Here is a 21,361-nt window from a genome sequence, read left to right as displayed (position 1 = left end):
AAGGCCAACGCGGCCACCGCGGCCGAGCTCGTGAGGTGGCTCTGGGCCCTCGGCATGATGTGCCGGGAGGGCGCGGAATAGACATAGCCCCCGTCCCGGCGAGCCGGGCGGCCTTCGGGGATACCCCCTATTTCGCTGTGCGCGCGGAGCCCTCCGCATGCGCCTCGACAGACTTGGGGAACCCCGCCGAAGGAATGGAGTGCGGGCCGACAGAACGGTATCCGCGGATATGAGACTGAGCCGAAGGCGTCGACGACATGCCGGGGGCGGACCGGGACGGGTTCAACGGCAGGCCCCGCCGACCGATTGCAAGCGGTCGGCGGGGCCATTGTGGCTCTTGACAGCGGATTGGGTCATATGAGCGAAAGCCCGCCAGGGCGAGCAAGGTGCCCTGAAACGAGGCGGCATTGACCTTTTGGTCATGCCGCCGAAGTTGAAAGGCAGATTGCCGCCCTGGCGGGCTTGCAGCGTCAAGTGGTTACGGCGTTTGGTAAAACGCCGTAACTAAAACCCGTGGCGCTCCAGGAAGCGGAAGGCTAGGCGGATCCAGGGACGGACCGCCACCTGCTTGTCCTCGTTGTCGACCGCGGTGTTGGCGTTGCCGAGCGAAAGGCCGTGACCACCCTGGTCGAAGACGTGCATCTCGCATGCAACGCCCTCCTCGGCCATGCGCTGCGCAAACGGGTAGACCTGCGCGATCGGCGCCGTCTTGTCGTCGGACACGCCCCACACAAAGGTCGGCGGCATCTGACGCGAAACATGCGTGGTGGGGCAGATATCGGCCAAATGCTCGTCAGTTGCCTCGCCACCCGTCACCATCGACAGGTAGTCGTTGAGCAAATCGCGCCCCGTCTTGCCGCCCGTCTTGGGCACGCGCAAGTCAATGCGCGGATCGCGCGTCTGCATGTCGCGCACATAGGCAAAGTCGAGCAGCGGATAGCCCAGCACCACGGCATCGGGACGAATGTCGTCCGGACGTGCCCCGGCAAGTGCCGCGAAGGGGCCGGTCTTCCACTGCGTTGCCAGCGAGGCACAGATCATGCCGCCCGCCGAGAATCCCACGACGCACACGCGCTTAGGATCGACATGCCACTCGTCGGCGTTGGCGCGCACCGTGGCGACCATCTTGGCAAGATCTGCCTGGGGGTGCGGAAAGCTCACGTCACCCGTAGAGCTCGTGACATAGTTGAGCACAAAGGCCTGGTAACCGTGATCCAAAAATGCAAACGCCACCGGGTCCTGCTCGTGCGGAGCGATATGTGTAAACCCGCCTCCGCCGCAGATGATCACCGCGGGGCGGCGGCCATTCGGTTTATCGGGCAGCGGCTCGGCACCCAAATACGTAAACGTCGCCGGATAATCCTCGGTCGGCTCCTCGCCCCACAGCGCATGGTTCTCGACAATCATATGTGCTCCCTTCGCGCAAATTATGCGCCCTTGTTTTTCGCCTTCAAGCGTACCCCACTTGAACCCGTGGCGCAGAAACACTCCGGCAATAAGTTTCCCTTCAACTGATATATCACATAATCCCAGTTCAGAGGTATCGTTGAGCAGCGTAGAATAGGGGGCGTTGACCAAGCCGCGAAACACATATGAAACGTTTCCGGCAAACCAAACGCGCGATATGCGCCTATTTAAGTTGGAGGCAACTATGGGTCTGCTCGATTCGCTTAAGTCCACCTTCACCTCGACCGGCGAGGCGTCCGTTCCGCCCGCAGCAAGCTTCGCCACCCGCGAAGGCGTCATCTATGCCCCCGTCAACGGCGTGCTCGTCAACCTGAACGAGGTTCCCGACGAGACGATCGCCTCGGGCATGCTTGGCCAGGGCTATGGCATCGAGCCCATTACCGGCACCATCTATGCGCCCGCCAACGGCCGCATCGGCGCCACCACCGTCACCAACCACTCCATCGGCATGATTACCGAGGACGGCCTGCGCGTGTTCATCCATGTTGGCCTGGGCACCGTGGAAATGAACGGCAAGGGTTTTGCCCGCTTTGTCGAGATGGGCGATGTGGTCAAGGCAGGCCAGCCGCTCATCAGCTTCGACCGCGAGGCCATTAAGGCCGCTGGTCACGAGGACATCGTGACCGTCATCGTCTCCGAGCTCGATCGTCTTAAGAGCATCGACCATGTCGGCGAGTCTGGAACGCTTATCGGCGGCAACCCGCTCGTCAAGCTTGGCGACCCGCTGCTGGTTGCCAAGACCAAGTAGCCAGGCCCCGCGCCACACAGCCAAAAGGCACCTCGTCAAGCGCCCGCGACCATTTGGCCGCGGGCGCTTTTCGTTTGAAAAACCATCCCGCCAATGCTTTATCTGTATAGCCCAAATGAGCCGAGCTGCTAGAATATCGAACTGTATGGATAACTATCATTCAACCGTTATGGGAGGATACGTGAACCGCACCAAAATCGCGCAGCTCTATGCCGATGCCGAGTCGCTCGGCGGCCAGACCGTCACCGTCGCCGGCTGGGTCAAGTCCGTCCGCGACATGAAGAACTTTGGCTTTGTTACGCTCAACGACGGCAGCTGCTTCCGCGACCTGCAGGTCGTCATGAACCGCGAGGCACTCGACAACTACGACGAGATCGCCCATCAAAACGTCTCGGCCGCACTCATTTGCACCGGCACCGCCAAACTGACCCCCGATGCACCCCAGCCTTTCGAGCTTTCTGCCACTTCCATCGAGGTCGAGGGCACGAGCGCCCCGGATTACCCGCTGCAGAAGAAGCGCGCAACCGTCGAGTTCCTGCGCACCCAGCAGCACCTGCGCCCGCGCACCAACCTGTTCCGCGCCGTGTTCCGCATCCGCTCTGTCGCGGCTGCCGCCATCCACCGCTTCTTCCAGGAGCAGGGTTTTGTCTACGTCAACACCCCCATCATCACCACGAGTGACTGCGAGGGCGCCGGCGAGATGTTCCGCGTGACCACACTCGACCCCAAAAATCCGCCCCTCACCGAGTCCGGCGAGGTCGACTGGAGCCAGGACTTCTTTGGCAAGCATGCGAGCCTCACCGTGTCCGGCCAGCTCAATGCCGAGAACTTTGCCATGGCCTTTGGCGACGTGTACACCTTTGGCCCCACTTTCCGTGCCGAGAACTCCAACACCACGCGCCACGCCGCCGAGTTTTGGATGATCGAACCTGAGATGGCCTTTGCCGACCTTAACGACTACATGGATAACGCCGAGGCCATGCTCAAGTATGTCCTCAAGGACGTCATGGCAACCTGCCCCGACGAGCTCAATATGCTCAACAAGTTTGTGGACAAGGGTCTGCTCGAGCGCCTGGACCATGTCGCCAACTCCGACTTTGCCCGCGTTACCTACACCGAGGCCGTCGAGATCCTGGAGCAGGCAGTCGCTGCTGGCCACCAGTTTGATTACCCCGTCAGCTGGGGCATCGACTTGCAGACCGAGCACGAGCGCTTCCTGACCGAGGAGCACTTTAAGCGCCCGACCTTCGTGACCGACTACCCGGCCGAGATCAAGGCGTTCTACATGCGCATGAACGAGGACGGCAAGACCGTCGCCGCCGCCGACTGCCTGGTTCCCGGTATCGGCGAGATTATCGGCGGCTCCCAGCGCGAGGAGCGCCTGGATCTGCTCGAGGCCCGCATCAAGGACCTGGGCATGAATCCCGAGCAGTACAAGTACTACCTTGACCTGCGCCGCTACGGTTCCTGCAAGCACGCCGGCTACGGTCTGGGCTTCGAGCGCTTGGTCATGTATCTGACCGGCGTGGGCAACATCCGCGACGTCCTGCCGCACCCGCGCACCGTGGGCAACGCCGACTTCTAATCGTCGGACGCTAGCTCGCGTCGCCACACGCCAACGCTCATCGCATAAGCGTCTCTCGACATCGGTCGAGAGACGCTTTTTTTCAACAGCATCCGTCAAGCTTTTGGCAAGTTTTTGGTCAGTTGAGCAGGGCTGTTGAAAACTCGACCCACCGTTTGCCGACGACTACCGACCGCCCAGAGCGCCCTGCGCCCCTGGGAAAGCCCCACGTCCTAGGCTCCATACCGTCGCCACCCAAAACGGAAAGGACGTGGGCACGATGACCGAAGCCGCTGTTGAAACCTACGACACCACGACGAGGGGCGCCGCCTCGATGGCAGCCTATCGCGCCGTTCGTATCCTGCAGCTCTTGAGCGAAAACACCGGCGAAGACAAGGCCATGCTTTCCGATGAGCTGATCCGGCGCCTCGCCCATCCCGACGACCCCGCCCGCATGCCCATCTCGGCGGCGCGGCGCAGCATCTACACCGCCATCTCCGCGCTTCGCCATGCCGGATATGAGATTGAATACAAGCGCGGCGTGGGGTATCGGCTCTTGACCCGTCCACTCACCGACGAGGAGATCATCCGGCTCCACGGTATGGTCATGCGCAACCGCTCCACGCCTATCGCCATCCGCAAGAGCATGGCGCAGCACTTAGTTGCCATGGCGAGTGCCGACGTTCGCGGCTATCTCGATACACCCGAACCTGCTCCAAGCGCAGGCAGCAAGGCTACCAAGGCAACACGCACGCCCATCAAGCGCATCGACACGTGCGAGCTCGTCGAGCAGGCCATCGACCACGGAACCACGGTGAGTTTTGATATTTCGAGCGTCACGACGCGTGGCGAAACCGAAGCAGCACGGATGACACTCCGTCCCTTTGCCATCAGGCAGCGCGATGGCATCTCGTATCTGCTGGGAACGGTCTACGACGCCCGAGGCGCCGATGACACGTTGCGTACCGTAGAGATTGGCCGAATGAGAAACGTCACCACACGTCTCCTCGACGGCAAGAAGCTCTTCGCCGCCCTAGACGAGGACGACGCCTCCTCCGCCGCATAAGACCCTCCGCCGCCCATTCGACTACCCGTACCGCCCATCCGATTCTGTATTAAAAAACCCGCCAGGCTGTTGTAAAAATGGACATCAGCGCTACTATAGTTCCACTTGCACTTTGTCCCAGTGCAGTGTTTCCAGCCATTTTTATACTGGGGGTAATGATATGAAGGACATCACCATCAGCCGCAGGAGCCTTCTGGTCTCCGCCGGCCTGCTCGCGCTCGCCCCGCTCGCCGGATGCGGCGGCAACTCTGGCTCCGGCTCTGCTGCCGCCGGTTCCGACTACACCATCGGCGTTCTGCAGCTCACCGAGCACTCCGCACTCGATGCCGCCAACGACGGCTTTGTCAAGGCCATCAAGGAGAGCGGCCTTAAGGTCAAGATCGACCAGAAGAACGCCCAGAACGACCAGTCCACGTGTAAGTCCATTGCCGACAAGTTTGTGGGCGACAACGTCAACCTGATTTATGCCATCGCCACGCCCGCCGCGCAGGCTGCCGCCGGCGCCACGGCCGATATCCCCATCGTGGGCTGCGCCATCACCGACTACGCCGCCTCCGGCCTGGTCCAGGACAACGACAAGCCCGGCACCAACGTCACGGGCGCTTCCGACCTCACCCCGGTCGCCGAGCAGCTCGAGATGATGCAGAAGGTCCTGCCCGACGTTAAAAAGGTCGGCCTGCTCTACTGCACCGCCGAGTCCAACTCCGACGTCCAGATCAAGGCCGCCAAGAAGGAGCTCGACAAGCTGGGCCTCGAGTACACTGACTTCACCGTCTCGAGCTCCAACGAGATTCAGTCCGTCGTCGAGTCTGCCGTGGGCAAGGTCGACGCGCTGTACTCCCCCACCGACAACACCATCGCCGCGGGCGCCTCGCAGGTGGGCCAGATCTGCAAGGAGAACAAGCTCCCCTTCGTGACTGGCGAGGAGGGCATGTGCATGGCCGGCGGCCTGTTCACCCTCTCCATCAACTATGAGGACCTGGGCTACGCCGCGGGCGAGATGGCCGTTAAGATCCTGAAAGGCGAGGCCAAGCCCGAAGACATGCCGATCAAACACCTCTCGAGCAAGGACCTGGTCGTCGTCAAGAATGACGAGATGGCCGAGGCCCTGGGCATCGACCTTTCCGCTCTGGACGCGTAATGCTATACGCGGCATGCGTCTAGAGCCCGTGCTCGCGCTTTAGCCGCGTTATTCAATATCTGAGCCACAGGGGCGGGCGCTGTAGACCGGCGTCCGCCCTGCTTGTTTCAGGTAAAACAAAACGTCTGTCCGTAACTCGTCTATGCATTGTTACCGCTATTATGGTGAATCACGTGTCCACCCTATCCTAGGAGGTATGAAGCATGCTCATTGCATTGCAGGGCGCCGTTTCGCAGGGCGTCCTCTGGGGCATTATGGTGCTTGGCGTGTTTATCACGTTCCGCCTGCTCGACATTCCCGATATGACCTGCGACGGCAGCTTTGCCCTCGGCGGCTGCGTCTGCGCTGTGCTCATCGTCAATAACAACGTCGACCCGCTGTTCGCCGTGCTGGCCGGTATGTGCGCCGGCGCCATCGCGGGCGCCGTCACGGGCATTCTGACCACCGTCTTTGAGATTCCCGCGATCCTCGCCGGAATCCTCACCCAGATCAGCCTGTGGTCCATCAACCTGCGCATCATGGGCAAGTCCAATACGCCCATTCTTGCCAAGGGCACCGTGTTCTCCGCCGTCAGCAATATGACCGGTCTGCCGCAGTCCACCGTTACCATCATCTTGGGCATCCTGCTCGCCGTGGCTATCGTTGCCATCCTGTATTGGTTCTTTGGCACCGAGATCGGCTCGGCGCTGCGAGCCACCGGCAACAACGAGTACATGATCCGCGCTCTGGGCGTCAACACCAACTCCACCAAGATGATCGCCCTCGTGCTCTCCAACGCCCTCATCGGCCTTTCGGGCGCTCTCATCTGCCAGAGCCAAAAGTATGCCGACATTGGTATGGGCACCGGTGCCATCGTTATCGGTCTTGCCGCCATTGTTATCGGCGAGGTGCTCGGCCGTCTGCTGCCCGGCGGCCTCACGCAGTTTAGCGTCCGTCTTGCCTCCGCCGTCTTTGGCTCCGTGGTGTACTTCCTTATCCGCGCCATCGTGCTGCAGTTGGGCATGGACGCCAACGACATGAAGCTGCTCTCCGCCGTGATTGTCGCTGTGGCCCTGTGCGTGCCCGTGGTTTGGGAGCGCTATAAGCTCCGCAGCTCCTACACGAAGGGAGATGAGGCAGATGCTTAAGCTCTCGCATGTCAAGAAGACCTTTAACAAGGGCACCGTCACCGAGAAGCGCGCGCTCACCGGCGTCGACCTCACCTTGAATGACGGCGACTTTGTAACCGTGATCGGCGGCAACGGCGCCGGCAAGTCCACGCTGCTCAACATGATCGCCGGCGTGTACCCGCTCGATTCGGGCGTTATTGAGCTCGACGGCACCGACATCTCGCGCCTGAGCGAGTCGCAGCGCGCCAAGTACCTGGGCCGCGTGTTTCAGGACCCCATGCGCGGTACCGCTGCCGACATGCAGATTGCCGAGAACTTGGCCCTCGCCAGGCGTCGCGGCCAGCGTCGCGGCCTTTCGTGGGGCGTCACCAAGGCCGAGAAAGATGAGTACGTTGAGTTGCTCAAGCGCCTGGACCTTGGTCTGGACACGCGTCTCAACGCCAAGGTCGGCCTGCTCTCGGGTGGCCAGCGCCAGGCACTCACCCTGCTGATGGCCACGCTCACCAGGCCGCGCCTGCTGCTGCTCGACGAGCACACCGCGGCCCTCGACCCCAAGACGGCCTCTAAGGTGCTTAACCTGACCGAGGAGATCGTCGACGAGAACCACCTGACCACGCTCATGGTCACGCATAACATGAATGACGCCATCCGTCTGGGCAACCGTCTGATCATGATGCACGAAGGCCACGTGATCTACGACGTGGCGGGCGATGAGAAGAAGTCGCTCACCGTAGCCGACCTGCTGCAGAAGTTCGAGGAGGTCTCGGGCGGCGAGCTCGCCAACGACCGCATGCTGCTGAGCTAAAACCTGCCAAAAAGGGACAAGTTTATTTTGGTAGGTTTTATCTGCACAAACGTCAAAACCGCCGCAAAGGGGCAAACGTCCTTGCGGCGGTTTTCGCATATTATGTCGATAATCCGATATTCAACCAGACATTCTGGCTAAGGACTAAGGAAACTGCCATGAAAAGACTCCCCCGCCTTGCGTTAGCCGCCGCGTTGTTTGCCGGCGCGCTCGCAGGCACCCCAAGCCTCGCTTTCGCCGGGAACCTGCCCGCCGCTATTGACGGCTCTGTGACCGTCATGCACACCAACGATATCCACGGCAGCTACAAGTACAGCTACAACGCAAGCAAGGGCACCGGCACCGTCGGCTTCGACGGACTGGCGGTCCTTTATAGCGCCCAGGGCAACGCCCCCGATCTTTTGCTCGATGCGGGCGACACCTTCCACGGGCAGTCCTTCGCCACCATGAGCGAGGGCAAGAGCATCGCCGAGCTCATGGACACCTTCTATGTAGACGGCTACGACGCGACCACGCCGGGCAACCACGACTGGAGCTACGGCGCGGACAAGCTCCGCACCATGACCGGCTACAGCACCACCGGCACGCCCTTCGCCATGCTCTGCGCGAACGCGAAGTCTACGAGCGGCGTATGGAGCTCGAGCATCACGAAGACGCTCGATCGCACCTGGGAGGATAGCGAGGATCACTCCACATTCGACTACAAAATCAAGGTCGGCGTCGTGGGTGCCATGGATGAGTCGCTGGGATCCTCGCTGCGCGCGGACCTGGTCGCGGGCACGTCGTTCTCGAGTGCCACGAACGCCATCAATACCGAGGCAAAGCAGCTGCGCAAGGCGGGCTGCAACGTTGTCGTCTGTATCGCGCATACGCTCAACGCCAAGACCTTTGCCACACGGCTCCGTGGCATCGATGCCCTTATCGCAGGCCACGAGCACATCAACCTTAACGAGAAGGTGACGGGAGCCGACGGCAAGACAATCCACGTTGTCGAGGCAGGCAGCGCCTTTGCCGAGGTGGGGCTGCTTTCCATTCCGTACAAGTACGACACCAATGGCACCGAGACGACCGACGATGACACGGTCACGGTCCCTGCAGACGGCAGCGACGAGAAGCTCTACACCGCCAAGAACGTCAACGACCTTTTGGCAGACCCCGACAAGGGCTCCGACTACCAAAGCTGCCTTGAAGCCGTCCGCAACAAGATCAAGCCGCTCGACGAGGCCTTTGAAAACGAATCGAACAAGGTGCTCGGCACATCCACCACCAACTATTTCTACGGCGAGGACGCCGCAGGCACGCATGGTTGGGAAATGGTGCGCACCACCGATTTCCGTCCCAGCAAGGAGGGCGACACCACCAAGGCCCAGACCATCGGCCGCGTGATTTGCAGCTCCTATCTTGACCTGACGGGCGCGGACCTCGCTATCGAAAACGCTGGCGGCATCCGCGGCGGCATCGCGGCGGGCAACGTGACCGCCGGCAACGTCATCGCCATCTCGCCCTACGGCAACACCGTGGAGACCTGGACCATGACCGGCGCGGACTTCCTCGCAGCGCTCGAGCACTCGCTACAAATCAGCGACGATTGCAACGACAGCTACGAGCTTCAGCAGGCTTATGTGGCGGCCGGTCACACCGAGCAGGAGGCGCAAGACAAGTACAAGTGGCGCGATGACTCTGGCAGCGTTCTCCCCTTTGGCGGCATCAACGTGACGATTGATTGGACGCAGCCCGAAGGCAAGCGCATTGTGAGTGCCACACTCACCAAAGACGGCAGCACGCTCGACCCCGCCAAGACCTATACCGTCGCCACCAACAACTACATCATTACCAACACGACCGACTTTCCCACCTTTGCACACGCCACCAAGTACACCGAGTGGGGCACGTGCGAGGCGGCGCTGAGGGCGCTGATTGGGCAGAACGGCTGGGAGAGCAAGATGGCCGGGCTCGCCGGCACCATCAGCTTCGGCTCCGTAGCCGTGGACCCCACGCCCACACCGGCCCTGACGCCTAAGCCCTCGCCTAAGACGGACACGACGACCACGAAGGTCAGCACCAAGAAGACGAGCGGTAAGCTCGCCGCAACGGGAGACCGCACGCTGGCAGTAGTTGGCGCGTGCCTTATCGGCGGCATCATCGTCATCATCCTCGGCATTATCTGGAAGCGTCGACGCTAAGCTACACCGCCGGGCCTTGCAGCCCCGCCGCGTAAACCTTATATCGAGCACAGAAGCCCGTCTGAATTTGATCGGACGGGCTTCCTGGTGGGTATCATGGTTGGACGATCATTAGGAGGTTTTCCCTACATGGAATTGTTTGAGCCGATTCTTCATTTCTTTGAGCAACGGTGGGTCCACAACATCATCTGGGCCGTCATCTTGGCGATAGGCACCGCCGTCGCCGCCGAGGTCGTATCCAAGACCCTGAACCATCTGCTTAACCGTGACGATAACCCGCTTCCGGCATCAAGTATCTTCATCAACATCGCGCGCGCTGTCATCTGGATGATTGGCGGCAGCTTTATCCTCGACAACTGCTTTGGCATTAACGCAAACGCGCTCGTCGCCGCTCTTGGCGTCGGCGGCATCGCCATCTCGCTCGGCTTTCAGGACACGCTGTCAAACCTTATCGGCGGCATGCAAGTGACCTTTATGGGCATCATCAAACCCGGCGACAATATCGAGGTCGGCGGCGTATCCGGCGTGGTCCAAGACATCACTTGGCGTCATACAACGATTGAGGATGCCTGTGGACAGACCATCATCGTCCCCAACTCCAACATCTCCAAGAACACGCTCGTGCATTTGATGCCCTTTGGGCGCGTGGCTGTGCCCGTTGCCGTAAAGGACACGTCCAAGTGGGCCTCGCTCGACGCGCTGGCAGACGAGCTGACCAGCGCCACCAAGGCCGCCGTGCTTCCCATCTCGGGCTTTGACAAGGAGCCGTATGTGCTCTTTAGCGAGATCGGCGACTTTGGCATCAAGGGCAAGATCATCTTTATCGTCAGCGACGACAGCACCACTTTCACCGCTGCCGACGCCTGCATCCGCGCCATCGCCCCCATCATTGCCTAAACCACCACAAAGGGGACAGGCACCTTTGTTGTGGTTTTCATTCGTGGTACCATGGTTTATATAGTTGTTTAAACGACTAAGGGAGCAACATCATGGAAGAGGCCTACCGTCAAGCACGCAAGCGCGGCGAGCAAGGACGTCGACGCGCCATTAGTCAAAGCGAGTATCCGTACCTCACGGACCTCGATAGCTTGGTTGCCCAGCTCCCCTTAGGCCAGCGAGAGAATGTCGGCCTGAGAGACATTCCGCTCGAAATGGTCGTCGGTACGGTTACCAAGGGCCGTCAGTCCGCCTTTTCATGCAACTTTATGCCCCTGCTGCCGTTTGGCACCGAGTTCGCCCGCAAGTGGTCCAACCTCTACGACATCCAGGTAACCGAGGGTTATCGCGACCCCATCATCGTCACCGAGTTCATGCATCGGTTCTATGTCCAGGAAGGCAACAAACGCGTCAGTGTCCTCAAATTCCTGGACGCTCCGACGGTTTCGGCCAAGGTCACCCGTCTCTACCCCGGCACATGGGATTCCGTCGAAAGCCGCCTGTACGGCGAGTTCTGCGCGTTTTGGCGCGTCTGCCCCCTATACGAGATCGAGTTCTCGCGTGAGGGAAGCTACGAGACGCTCGCCAAGATGCTCGGTCAGAACCTTATCGAAAAATGGCCGCAGAAAAAGGTCGACTACCTGCGCCACACCTTCCTGCTCTTTAAGCGCGCCTACCTTCGCGCAGGCGGCGACCACCTGGACATTACGCCCGCCGACGCCATGCTCGTCTACCTCAATGTGTACAACCAGGACCGCCTGCTGGATACGCCGACGGATATCGTCGTAAACCGCCTGTGCAAGATCTGGCGCGAGCTGGTTATTGCCGGCAAAAATGACGAGGACAAGGTCGATCTTGTCGAAGCACCGAGCGTCGACGAGGAGGAGACGCCCGCCAAGTCCACCTCTGGCGTGCTCAACTTCTTTATGGGCAAGACCGTCTACTCGACGGCCAACCCCCTGCGCATCGCCTTTATCCATGAGTTCCCCTGTGCGACGTCGAGCTGGGACAGCCTGCACGACCAAGGGCGTCAGTATCTCGATGAGCACTTTGGCGGTATCGTGCGCACCGAGGCGTTCGAGGACTGTCACGATCCGGATGTGTTCTACGCCGCCGTGGAAACGGCTGTCAAACATGGAGCAAACGTCATCTTCTCGACCTCGCACCGCCTGATGGAATACACGCTCAGGGCTGCCGTTGAGTATCCCCGGGTTCGGTTCCTCAACTGCTCTATCGGCCTTCCCCATCAAAGCGTCCGTTCGTACTTTGGCAAGATGTACGAGGCCAAGTTTCTGCTGGGCGCCCTTGCGGCCAGCATGGCGGACAACCACCGCATCGGTTACCACGCGTCGGTCTTCGCCTCGGGCGCACTCAGCGAGATCAACGCCTTTGCGATTGGCGCCTCGCTGCTCGACCCGCGCGCGCAGGTCATCCTCACCTGGGGCGATGTTCCCGCCGGCGGTCTTGCCGAAGCCATGTGCCGCGAAGGCTTAAGCGTCATGACCGGCGCTGACATGTCAAAGTCGCTCGAAGACCCAACGGCCTACGGGCTTCACCGCTTGGTCGACGGCAAAGTCACCGGCATCGCCATGCCCGTATGGAACTGGGGCCGTTACTACGAGCTCATCGTTCGCAGCCTTCTTCACGGCACGTGGGACGAGACCAGCGACGACAACCAAGTGCGCGCTGTCAACTACTGGTATGGCATGAGCTCCGGCGTTATCGACATTCGTTACGCTCCGGGCCTACCCTACCAAACGCGCAAACTCGTGCAGTTGCTCCGCAACGGCATTGTTGTGGGATCCATCAACCCCTTTGGCGGCGAGCTCCACAGCCAGAACGGCGTGGTACAGATCGAAGGCTTCCCTCCGCTGCCGAGCACGCAGATTGTCGAGATGAATTGGCTGGCGGACAACGTGGTAGGCACCATTCCGCAGCTCGACGATGAGCCGAAAGTCCCTGCCCTATGAAAATCCTTGCCATAGCCGATACCGAAGAACGATGCCTTTGGGAGTGCTTTCGCAAGGAACGCTTTGAGGGAGTCGACCTGATTTTGTCCGCCGGCGATCTGGACCCGGACTATCTTGAGTTTTTGGTTACGGTCATCAACAAACCGCTCATCTACGTGCGCGGCAATCACGATGACCGCTACGCACGTCATGCACCGGGTGGATGTATCTGCGTAGAGGACAGCGTGTACACGTACCGAGGGATTCGCATTGCGGGCCTTGGCGGGTCCATGCGTTATCGCGACGGCGCCAACATGTACACCGAACGCGAGATGTCCAAGCGCATGCGTAAGCTGTCGCGTAAGGTTAGGATGGTCGGCGGGTGCGACATTCTGCTTACCCATGCACCCGCCGCCGGTATGGGTGATCTGGACGATCTGCCGCATCGAGGATTCGAGTGTTTTAACACAGCACTCGAATCCTGGAATCCCGACTACATGGTGCACGGGCATGTGCACCAAAGCTACGGTTGCGATTTTCAGCGCGAGCGTCAGCATGTGTGTGGAACGACGATCATCAACGCTTGCGGCTATACGCAGTTTGAGCTCGACCAGACGCACTACCCCATCCGCGGCTGGCAAGCAGCTTGGCTCAACTCACAAACCATGCGCCGCGAGCTCAAACGCCACGAAGCCATCGAGTCTTCAACAGCCAGAACACCCTGGTAACCACCATAAAGGGGACACTGTCCCCTTTATGGTGCTTTTGACGCGATAACAAGAAACCCGGTCCTGCACAAGGCAGAACCGGGTTTCTTTAGCAATGCTTGCTGTACTCAGGCAGTAACTAGCAGTTACTCAGCCAGGAAGTCACGCTGGACAGCGGGATCGACCTTGACGCCAGGGCCCATGGTGGAAGACACGGAGATGGACTTGACGTACTTGCCCTTAGCAGAAGAGGGCTTGACGCGCAGAATCTCGGTGTACAGGGCAGCGTAGTTCTCGACGAGCTGCTGCTCAGAGAAGGACTTCTTGCCCAGGGGCACGTGGCAGATGCCGTAGCGGTCGGCGCGGTACTCAACGCGGCCAGCCTTGAGCTCGGAGACCATCTTGGCGACGTCCATGGTCACGGTGCCGAGCTTGGGGTTCGGCATGAGGCCACGGGGACCAAGGATCTTACCGATGCGGCCAACCTTGGCCATCATGTTCGGCGTAGCGATAGCGGCGTCGAAGTTGATCTCGCCCTTCTGAATCTGGGCGACGAGCTCGTCGGAACCGATGATGTCGGCGCCGGCAGCCTCAGCCTCACGGGCCTTCTCGCCCTCGGCGAAGACGGCAACACGAACGGTCTTGCCGGTGCCGTGGGGCAGGGAGATGGAACCACGGATGTTCTGGTCAGCCTTACGAGTATCGATGCCCAGACGGAAGTGAGCCTCGACGGTCTCGTCGAACTTGGCGGTGTCGAGCTCCTTGATGAGCTTGGCAGCCTGAAGGGGGGTGTAGAGCGTGGCGCGGTCGATCTTCTCGGCAGCGGCGTTATAGCTCTTACCATGCTTAGCCATGTGCATTACCTCCTGTGGTTAAACGGGCGTGAGCCCTCCCACATCGTATCGTGTGCCCTATTGCACACATTTAACGGGCGCCCCGGTCGGAGCACCCGCCGTTACCATAAGAAATCGCTACTCAGCGATGGTGACGCCCATGGAACGGGCGGTACCGGCGATGATCTTCTTGGCGGCGTCAATGTCGTTGGCATTGAGGTCCGGCATCTTGATCTCGGCGATCTTGGTGAGCTGCTCCTGGGAGAGCTGACCAACCTTGTCAGCCTGGGGCTTAGCGGAACCAGACTTGAGGTTCAGCTCCTTCTTGATAAGGTGAGCCGCCGGCGGGGTCTTGGTGATGAAGGAGAAGGACTTGTCCTCGTAGACAGAGATCTCAACGGGGATGATGTCACCCTTCTTGTCCTGCGTCTCGGCGTTAAAGGCCTGGCAGAACTGCATGATGTTCACGCCAGCAGCGCCCAGGGCGGGGCCGACGGGAGGAGCAGGGTTTGCTGCACCAGCAGGAATCTGGAGCTTAATGACGTTGGCAACCTTCTTCTCAGCCATGGTCATTCCTTTCGAATCACGAGTGTGAAGTACTTGCTATATCGTAAGCACGCACGTGTTAGAAGCACTCCTGAGATGAGCAGTCACAGAAGAAGCACGCTCGCGCGAACGGACGAAAACTTAAGCGATGACAGCGACCTGGTTAAAGTCGAGCTCGACCGGCGTCTCGCGGCCAAAGATCATCAGCGTGACCTTGAGCTTGCCAGCCTCGGTGTTAACCTCGGAGACCTTGCCATCAAAGTCGGTAAGCGGGCCATCGGTGACGCGGACGGACGTACCGACCTCAATATCAACCGAGGTGCGCTTGGGCGAATCGCCCTTACCGGGACGACGAGTCATCTTGTTGTACTCGTCGCGGGAAAGCGGAGCGGGCTTGCCGTTGCCGCCTAGGAAACCGGTGACGCCAGGCGTGTTACGAACACACGTCCAAGCATCATCATCCATCTCCATGCGGACAAGGACATAACCCGGGAAAATCTTGGAATCCTTGGTCTCACGCTTGCCACCCTCTTTAATCTCGGTGACACGCTCCATAGGAATCTCGATATCAAAGATACGGTCCTGCATGCCCATAGTCTCGATTCGATGCTCGAGATCGGACTTAACACGGTTCTCGTATCCAGAGTAAGTGTGAACGACGTACCAACGCTTAGACATGGTTTAGCCCCTCAATCCAGAGAACAGAGCAAGAGCCTCGCCAAAGCCAGCATCGAGCAGAGCGATGACGACGCCGACGACGATCAGAGAAGCGCAAACGACGACCGAGTAGTTCACGAGCTCCTTCTTATCGGGCCACGTGACACGCTTCATCTCGGACTTGACCGAAGCGAAATACTTCTTGGTGCGGGCGAAGAAACCAGGCTTCTCGTTCTTCTTGGACTTCGCAGCCTTCTCGTTCTTCTTGGCAACGGCCTTCTTGGCCTCAACCTTGGAGTTGGCGGCAGCGTTGTTGGCAGGCGCCTGCTGCTGAGCCTTCTTCTTGTTCTTCTTGTTGGCCATTTGGGTTACCTCCGCGCAATGCGCTTATACATGAGTAAACCGTAAGCCCCCAATTGGGAGCTTACGGAATAATGACTGGCACGCCAGGAAGGACTCGAACCCTCAACACTCGGTTTTGGAGACCGATGCTCTACCAATTGAACTACTGGCGTATGTGACTAGAGACTAGCGAGTCTCTTTGTGCAGCGTGTGGTGACGGCACCAGGGGCAATACTTCTTGATCTCCATACGATCAGGCATGGTCGACTTGTTCTTGGTGGTCGTATAGTTGCGGCGCTTGCACTCAGTGCACGCAAGAGTAACTAGAGTACGCATGTATCCTGAACCTTTCATTTCCGCCCCGTACGGGCACGAGTTGTTACTTTATCAGCTCCACGTAAGTGCTGTCAATGAAAACCTCGAGTCAATTGGTTCTCGGTGGATCCATTCATATTTGGAACACATCAATGAAGCCATCGAGATCTAATCGACGGTGCATCCAGGACCATTGTCGATCCTCTCGACACCAGCAACGGCTCAATATCCATTGCAGAAAAGAACCCGGCACCCATATAAGTGCCGGGTTCTCTAAGTCAGCTATATCAAAGAGCTAATTTACTCAATGATCGTGGAGACGATGCCCGAACCGACGGTGTGGCCACCCTCGCGGATAGCGAAGCGCAGGCCCTCCTCCATGGCGATCGGGTGGATGAGGTCGCCCTCGATGGTGATGTGGTCACCAGGCATAGCCATCTCGGTGCCCTCGGGGAGCTTGACCGTACCGGTAACGTCGGTGGTACGGAAGTAGAACTGAGGACGATAACCATCGAAGAACGGGGTGTGACGGCCGCCCTCCTCCTTGGTCAGAACGTAGATCTCACCGGTGAACTTGGTGTGCGGGGTAACCGAACCGGGCTTGCAGAGAACCTGGCCGCGCTCGATGTCCTCGCGCTTGATGCCGCGGAGCAGCAGACCGACGTTGTCGCCAGCCTCGCAGAAGTCCATGGACTTACGGAACATCTCGATACCGGTAACGACGGTGTTCTGGGTATCCTTGATGCCGACGATCTCGACGGGCTCGTTGAGCTTGAGCTCACCGCGCTCGACACGGCCGGTAGCAACGGTACCACGGCCGGAGATGGTCATAACGTCCTCAACGGCCATCAGGAAGGGGAGGTCGTTGTTACGAGCAGGCGTCGGGATGTACTCGTCGACGGCCTTCATGAGCTCGCGGATAGCGTCCATCCACTTGGCGTCGCCCTCGAGAGCGCCCAGAGCGGAACCACGGATGACGGGAATGTCGTCGCCGGGGAAATCGTACTCGGAGAGGAGCTCACGGGTCTCCATCTCGACGAGGTCGATGAGCTCGTCATCGTCGACCATGTCGCACTTGTTCAGGAAGACGACGATGTAGGGAACGCCGACCTGACGGGCGAGCAGGATGTGCTCGCGGGTCTGAGCCATGGGGCCGTCGGTAGCGGCGATGACCAGGATAGCGCCGTCCATCTGAGCAGCACCGGAGATCATGTTCTTGACGTAGTCAGCGTGGCCCGGGCAGTCAACGTGAGCGTAGTGACGGGCAGCAGTCTCGTACTCGACGTGGGAGACGGAGATCGTAATGCCGCGCTCGCGCTCCTCGGGAGCCTTGTCGATGTTCTCGAACGCAGTGAAGTCAGCCTTGCAGCCCTCGGTCTCGGAGAGAACCTTGGTGATGGCAGCGGTCAGCGTGGTCTTGCCGTGGTCGACGTGACCAATGGTGCCGATGTTAACATGCGGCTTAGTGCGCTCAAACTTCTCTTTGGCCATAAAGCCCTCCTCTAAACAGGTCGTCCCCGGACGGGACTTTGCCTTTATACCATAGTGGCCTCTCAACATACTATTGAGAAGCCACCGTGTTACCTATGGTAGCGGTGACTGGATTCGAACCAGTGACGCCACGGGTATGAACCGTGTGCTCTAACCAACTGAGCTACACCGCCGGATGGAGCCTGCAACCAGACTTGAACTGGTGACCTCTTCGTTACCAACGAAGTGCTCTACCGACTGAGCTATACAGGCACTTGACGGGTGGGAGCTATAGGATTCGAACCTATGTAGGCAGAGCCAACGGGTTTACAGCCCGTCCCCATTAACCACTCGGGCAAACTCCCAATCGTTCAAGTATCCGCAGGTCCTTTGGTCTTTTGGACCGCCGCCCCCGCGAACGAAAAAGATAATACGATGCAACCTTGGGGGCTGTCAACGAAAACCTCTAGATACACGGTGCCGGGCGTATCTATATAGCTGTGACCTGCGGTTTTGTTGAGTTTGGATATGAAGGACGGTGGATTTGGCTACGCTTGTGACATTTCACGAGGGAACACTTTGTCACGGTGGAGTACATCTGCAGCATCGACCTTCGATACCAGCTTATTTGCACCTATATATAGGTCGAGATCGGGGCTGCCCAGACAGAAGATTGCTCTTCCCAGGCAAAATCGAGCGTGGATTTTCTTCCGTTTGAAATCGAGCGTGGATAATCTCCCACTTTGCCGTGCCATCGAATCCAAAGTGGCAGATTATCCACGCTCATTCACTAGGCGGAAGATTTTCCACGCTCGTGTGTCCGATAATCCACGCTCGATGACGATGACCAACCTCGCCCCGGCCTATGTCTCGACCTGTAACAGTAAGAGGGTTATTCCTCCCCTATCTGTTACAGATCGAGATGTTTCGCAGAAACCCCCGCTTACGTCTCATTCTGTAACAGTAAGAACGGTTTTCAGCCTCTTCGTGTTACGGATCGAGATGTTATCGGCCTTCCCTTGGCAATGTTTCGATCTGTAACTATAAGGAGGGTCTTCAGCCCACTCGTGTTACGGATCGAGACAAACCTGAAGCTTGGTTGGCGCCAAACACGCTGACTTATCGACATAAATAGAAACGGGCCCTGTCCCACAAGGAAACAGAGCCCGAAACTCTCATGGAGCCAGTGACAGGAATCGAACCTGCAACCCACTGATTACAAATCAGTTGCGCTACCGTTGCGCCACACTGGCACACTTGGCGCTTTCACGCGAAGCGAGTTAAGAATAAAGGAATTGCGGACGGGGCGCAACAGGCCGCACGGCGTTATACAAATATGCAAAATCCAGCAACAACGCGTACCAGGCCCGTTCATTTCTGTCAGTGCGCCCTCAATCTTAAAACCATTCGCCAGAACGAATAGTTTTAATTACAATTGCTATATATAAAACTATTCGTTCTGGCGAAGGGTTTCGCGATGCTTACTACCAAAGAAGCCGCCGAGCTGCTCGGCATCACTCCGCGCAGGGTGCAGGAGCTCATAAAAAACGGAGCACTTGAGGCCCGCAAGGCTTCTGGTGTATGGCTCATCGACAAAGACAGCGTCGACACGCGACTCCGCTCCGTGACCAAAACGGGGGGACGTCCCCGCCGCGGCCACGGTAAGAGCGAGATCGCGTTCACCCTCATGAATCGCACGCACGAAGTCGCTCAGCTGGTCTACAGTACATCGCGAAAAGACTTTACCCACATCGGTGCCGACATCGATTACGCCCACGCCCCTATTGGAGTATTTGGCCCTAATAGCCCCATATCGCTAGACTCCTTCCGCATCTGGTGGCGCGGCCGCGGTATCCCGCTCGCACGCATTGGGCTAGCCTCCCTGCTTGCAGAAGCCGCAGTCGATGTTCCCGATGAACTCGTCCAGCGAAATCTCGGCCTCTCCTTATCCGACCAGTATTGGATTAGGCCCCAAGGTTCCGGTCTCACCTGGGAGGATATCAACTTCTTCAATAACGCCTTTGATGACGTCTCGCTGTCCATTGCACCCTTTGCCCCAGAGGGAAAAGCGGCTGCCGCAAAGCCCGATAACACCTCGGACGGCAATCTTCAAAAGTACTGGACGTGCGAGGGCGAACGTCGAATTCTGCATAAGGCAGGAGCGCACCTGGACCAGGAACCTTATAACGAGCTGGTGGCGACCGCGCTCCACCGTCGCATCCTAAACGCCTGCGATTATGTGCCTTACTCGCTCGAGGGCACGGGCACTTCCGCCCTGAGCACATGCGATGTCTTCTTAACTGATGAAGAAGAGTATGTCCCTGCGTTCTATGTAAACCAGCATGCAAATGCAGACGAGCGACTAACCGATTACGAACGGTATGTAGCAAACTGCGAAGAGCTTGGAGCGACAGATATAAAAGACGCCCTTGACCGCATGATCGTGTGCGACGACATCATCGCCAACTATGACCGCCATTGGCGTAACTTTGGCCTTGTGCGAAACGTAAACACGCTAGCCTGCAGACCAGCCCCCATCTTCGATTCGGGCTCATCACTCTGGTGCAACATATCACTAGAAGAGCTTAGGGCGGGAGAGCACAGTTTTACCAGCGCACAATTTCATTCAAGCCCCGCCAAACAAATGTTGCTCGTCGAGGACATGGGCTGGTTTGACGGCGACAAACTCGAAGGCTTCGTTGACGAGGCAATCGAGATTCTGTCCAGAAACGACGCGCTCACGGCAAGGCTGCCATATCTAAAAGAGGCGCTTACATGGCGCCTCCGTAGAATGATCGACATCGCTGAATGGAGTTAGCGAGACAGCGTCGCGCCGTCAGCTCCCCTACCGTCCGCGCAGGGCCTTGAGCTTGGCCAGGGCATCGGGGCTCAGGCGGCTGCCCAGGGTCATCTTGATCTGCGGAGCTTCCTCTGCCTCGTGAACGTCGTTATCGATCTGTTTGATCTCGTCCACCAGCATACGGCTCGAGATGCGCGTAACGCCCTTGCCCATGACGACGGCCTGGATCGTGCCGTCACTCGATACCACGGAGCACGCGCGGCCTTCCTCGCGTGCCTCGATACAGAGCTTCTGCACCACGGTATCGGCAGAGACGCCCGTCGGCGAAAACTCGATGCGCACGCCACGGGCCGGCAGATTGGGGCGCTCGCTGGAGATATTGCCCGCGCCGTCAAACACGATTACGGCCTCGTAGCGGCCTTGGGCAAACGCGGCAACGTCGTTGATGAGGGCAGTGCGCGCCATATCGTGAACGTCGCTGGAATACGGATCGTCGGAATGGTCGTACACGAGCTTTTCGTAGCGCGGCGTGCAGTGGATCACGTTGTAACCGTCGACCACCAGCAGCTCGGGCTTGTTGGAGTGCACCGTCGAGACTGGGTCGGCGATAGCCTGCGCAAACGCATTGCCGCCCACGCCATAGGTCGCAGCCGAAACAATCGGCTTGGCCGAGCCCTCGCCAAAGCGCTTGGCCTTGGACTTGGCGCGGTTCTTCTTGGACAT

General features: G+C 59.0%; 19 protein-coding genes and 5 tRNA genes. 11 read left to right on the top strand and 13 right to left on the bottom strand.

The window, feature by feature from the left end; genetic code table 11:
- Positions 1-504 precede the first annotated feature (504 nt).
- Complete coding sequence (locus tag FGQ61_RS04870) at positions 505-1,407, bottom strand: alpha/beta hydrolase (RefSeq protein ID WP_138374759.1); 903 nt, start codon at positions 1,405-1,407, stop codon at positions 505-507.
- A 244-nt stretch (positions 1,408-1,651) separates the two neighbouring features.
- On the opposite strand from FGQ61_RS04870, the gene FGQ61_RS04865 reads away from it, so the two are divergent.
- The 10 genes from FGQ61_RS04865 (at position 1,652) to FGQ61_RS04820 (ending at position 13,696) form a co-directional block, all read left to right on the top strand.
- On the top strand, positions 1,652-2,215 hold the full coding sequence (locus FGQ61_RS04865; RefSeq protein WP_040359007.1) for a PTS sugar transporter subunit IIA: 564 nt from the start codon (positions 1,652-1,654) through the stop codon (positions 2,213-2,215).
- Between the two features lie 181 nt (positions 2,216-2,396).
- Entirely contained in the window at positions 2,397-3,800 is a 1,404-nt protein-coding gene (asnS, locus tag FGQ61_RS04860) for an asparagine--tRNA ligase (protein WP_138374758.1), read from the top strand.
- A 259-nt stretch (positions 3,801-4,059) separates the two neighbouring features.
- A complete protein-coding gene (locus FGQ61_RS04855; protein WP_022093884.1) occupies positions 4,060-4,845 on the top strand; it encodes a hypothetical protein in 786 nt (261 codons plus the stop codon).
- Positions 4,846-5,005: 160 nt separating this feature from the next.
- Positions 5,006-5,986: an ABC transporter substrate-binding protein gene (locus FGQ61_RS04850; RefSeq protein ID WP_022093885.1), complete on the top strand. Its 981-nt coding sequence runs from the start codon at positions 5,006-5,008 to the stop codon at positions 5,984-5,986.
- A gap of 203 nt (positions 5,987-6,189) precedes the next feature.
- Complete coding sequence (locus FGQ61_RS04845) at positions 6,190-7,113, top strand: ABC transporter permease (protein WP_138374757.1); 924 nt, start codon at positions 6,190-6,192, stop codon at positions 7,111-7,113.
- A complete protein-coding gene (locus FGQ61_RS04840; protein WP_138374756.1) occupies positions 7,106-7,900 on the top strand; it encodes an ABC transporter ATP-binding protein in 795 nt (264 codons plus the stop codon). Before FGQ61_RS04845 ends, FGQ61_RS04840 begins: the two co-directional genes overlap by 8 nt.
- A gap of 158 nt (positions 7,901-8,058) precedes the next feature.
- Positions 8,059-10,083: a bifunctional metallophosphatase/5'-nucleotidase gene (locus tag FGQ61_RS04835; RefSeq protein WP_138374755.1), complete on the top strand. Its 2,025-nt coding sequence runs from the start codon at positions 8,059-8,061 to the stop codon at positions 10,081-10,083.
- Between the two features lie 129 nt (positions 10,084-10,212).
- Complete coding sequence (locus tag FGQ61_RS04830; protein ID WP_138374754.1) at positions 10,213-10,980, top strand: mechanosensitive ion channel family protein; 768 nt, start codon at positions 10,213-10,215, stop codon at positions 10,978-10,980.
- 92 nt (positions 10,981-11,072) lie between these two features.
- Positions 11,073-12,989 carry a BMP family ABC transporter substrate-binding protein gene (locus FGQ61_RS04825; RefSeq protein ID WP_138374753.1) on the top strand — a complete coding sequence of 639 codons (1,917 nt, stop codon included), beginning with the start codon at positions 11,073-11,075 and terminating at the stop codon, positions 12,987-12,989.
- A complete protein-coding gene (locus FGQ61_RS04820) occupies positions 12,986-13,696 on the top strand; it encodes a metallophosphoesterase family protein (protein WP_117799696.1) in 711 nt (236 codons plus the stop codon). The genes FGQ61_RS04825 and FGQ61_RS04820 overlap by 4 nt, the downstream gene beginning before the upstream one ends.
- 125 nt (positions 13,697-13,821) lie before the next feature.
- Here FGQ61_RS04820 and rplA read toward each other — a convergent pair whose 3' ends face one another.
- The 11 genes from rplA to FGQ61_RS04765 all read right to left on the bottom strand — a co-directional run bounded on the left by rplA (position 13,822) and on the right by FGQ61_RS04765 (position 19,091).
- Entirely contained in the window at positions 13,822-14,529 is a 708-nt protein-coding gene (rplA, locus tag FGQ61_RS04815) for a 50S ribosomal protein L1 (RefSeq protein ID WP_022093892.1), read from the bottom strand.
- 117 nt (positions 14,530-14,646) lie between these two features.
- Positions 14,647-15,075 (bottom strand): 50S ribosomal protein L11, encoded by a 429-nt coding sequence (gene rplK / locus FGQ61_RS04810; RefSeq protein ID WP_022093893.1) that lies wholly within the window; start codon positions 15,073-15,075, stop codon positions 14,647-14,649.
- A 120-nt stretch (positions 15,076-15,195) separates the two neighbouring features.
- Complete coding sequence (gene nusG, locus FGQ61_RS04805; protein WP_099432095.1) at positions 15,196-15,732, bottom strand: transcription termination/antitermination protein NusG; 537 nt, start codon at positions 15,730-15,732, stop codon at positions 15,196-15,198.
- A gap of 3 nt (positions 15,733-15,735) precedes the next feature.
- Positions 15,736-16,074, bottom strand: a complete 339-nt coding sequence (secE, locus tag FGQ61_RS04800) for a preprotein translocase subunit SecE (protein WP_006234983.1) — start codon at positions 16,072-16,074, stop codon at positions 15,736-15,738.
- A 76-nt stretch (positions 16,075-16,150) separates the two neighbouring features.
- A tRNA-Trp gene (locus FGQ61_RS04795) sits at positions 16,151-16,226 on the bottom strand.
- A 13-nt stretch (positions 16,227-16,239) separates the two neighbouring features.
- Entirely contained in the window at positions 16,240-16,389 is a 150-nt protein-coding gene (gene rpmG, locus FGQ61_RS04790; RefSeq protein WP_022093895.1) for a 50S ribosomal protein L33, read from the bottom strand.
- 279 nt (positions 16,390-16,668) lie between these two features.
- Positions 16,669-17,859, bottom strand: a complete 1,191-nt coding sequence (gene tuf, locus FGQ61_RS04785; protein ID WP_035137538.1) for an elongation factor Tu — start codon at positions 17,857-17,859, stop codon at positions 16,669-16,671.
- Between the two features lie 96 nt (positions 17,860-17,955).
- Positions 17,956-18,032: transfer RNA gene (locus FGQ61_RS04780), tRNA-Met, on the bottom strand.
- A 3-nt stretch (positions 18,033-18,035) separates the two neighbouring features.
- Positions 18,036-18,111: transfer RNA gene (locus FGQ61_RS04775), tRNA-Thr, on the bottom strand.
- A 10-nt stretch (positions 18,112-18,121) separates the two neighbouring features.
- Positions 18,122-18,203: transfer RNA gene (locus FGQ61_RS04770), tRNA-Tyr, on the bottom strand.
- Between the two features lie 813 nt (positions 18,204-19,016).
- Positions 19,017-19,091, bottom strand: a tRNA-Thr gene (locus tag FGQ61_RS04765).
- 224 nt (positions 19,092-19,315) lie between these two features.
- Here FGQ61_RS04765 and FGQ61_RS04760 point away from each other — a divergent pair.
- Positions 19,316-20,656, top strand: a complete 1,341-nt coding sequence (locus FGQ61_RS04760) for a DNA-binding protein (protein ID WP_138374752.1) — start codon at positions 19,316-19,318, stop codon at positions 20,654-20,656.
- 27 nt (positions 20,657-20,683) lie between these two features.
- Here the strand turns inward: FGQ61_RS04760 and FGQ61_RS04755 are convergent, their stop codons facing one another.
- Entirely contained in the window at positions 20,684-21,361 is a 678-nt protein-coding gene (locus FGQ61_RS04755; RefSeq protein ID WP_006234978.1) for an NYN domain-containing protein, read from the bottom strand.

Source organism: Collinsella aerofaciens (assembly GCF_005844325.1).
GTDB classification, from domain to species: Bacteria; Actinomycetota; Coriobacteriia; order Coriobacteriales; family Coriobacteriaceae; genus Collinsella; species Collinsella aerofaciens_G.
This window is presented reverse-complemented; position numbering and strand designations above follow the sequence as displayed.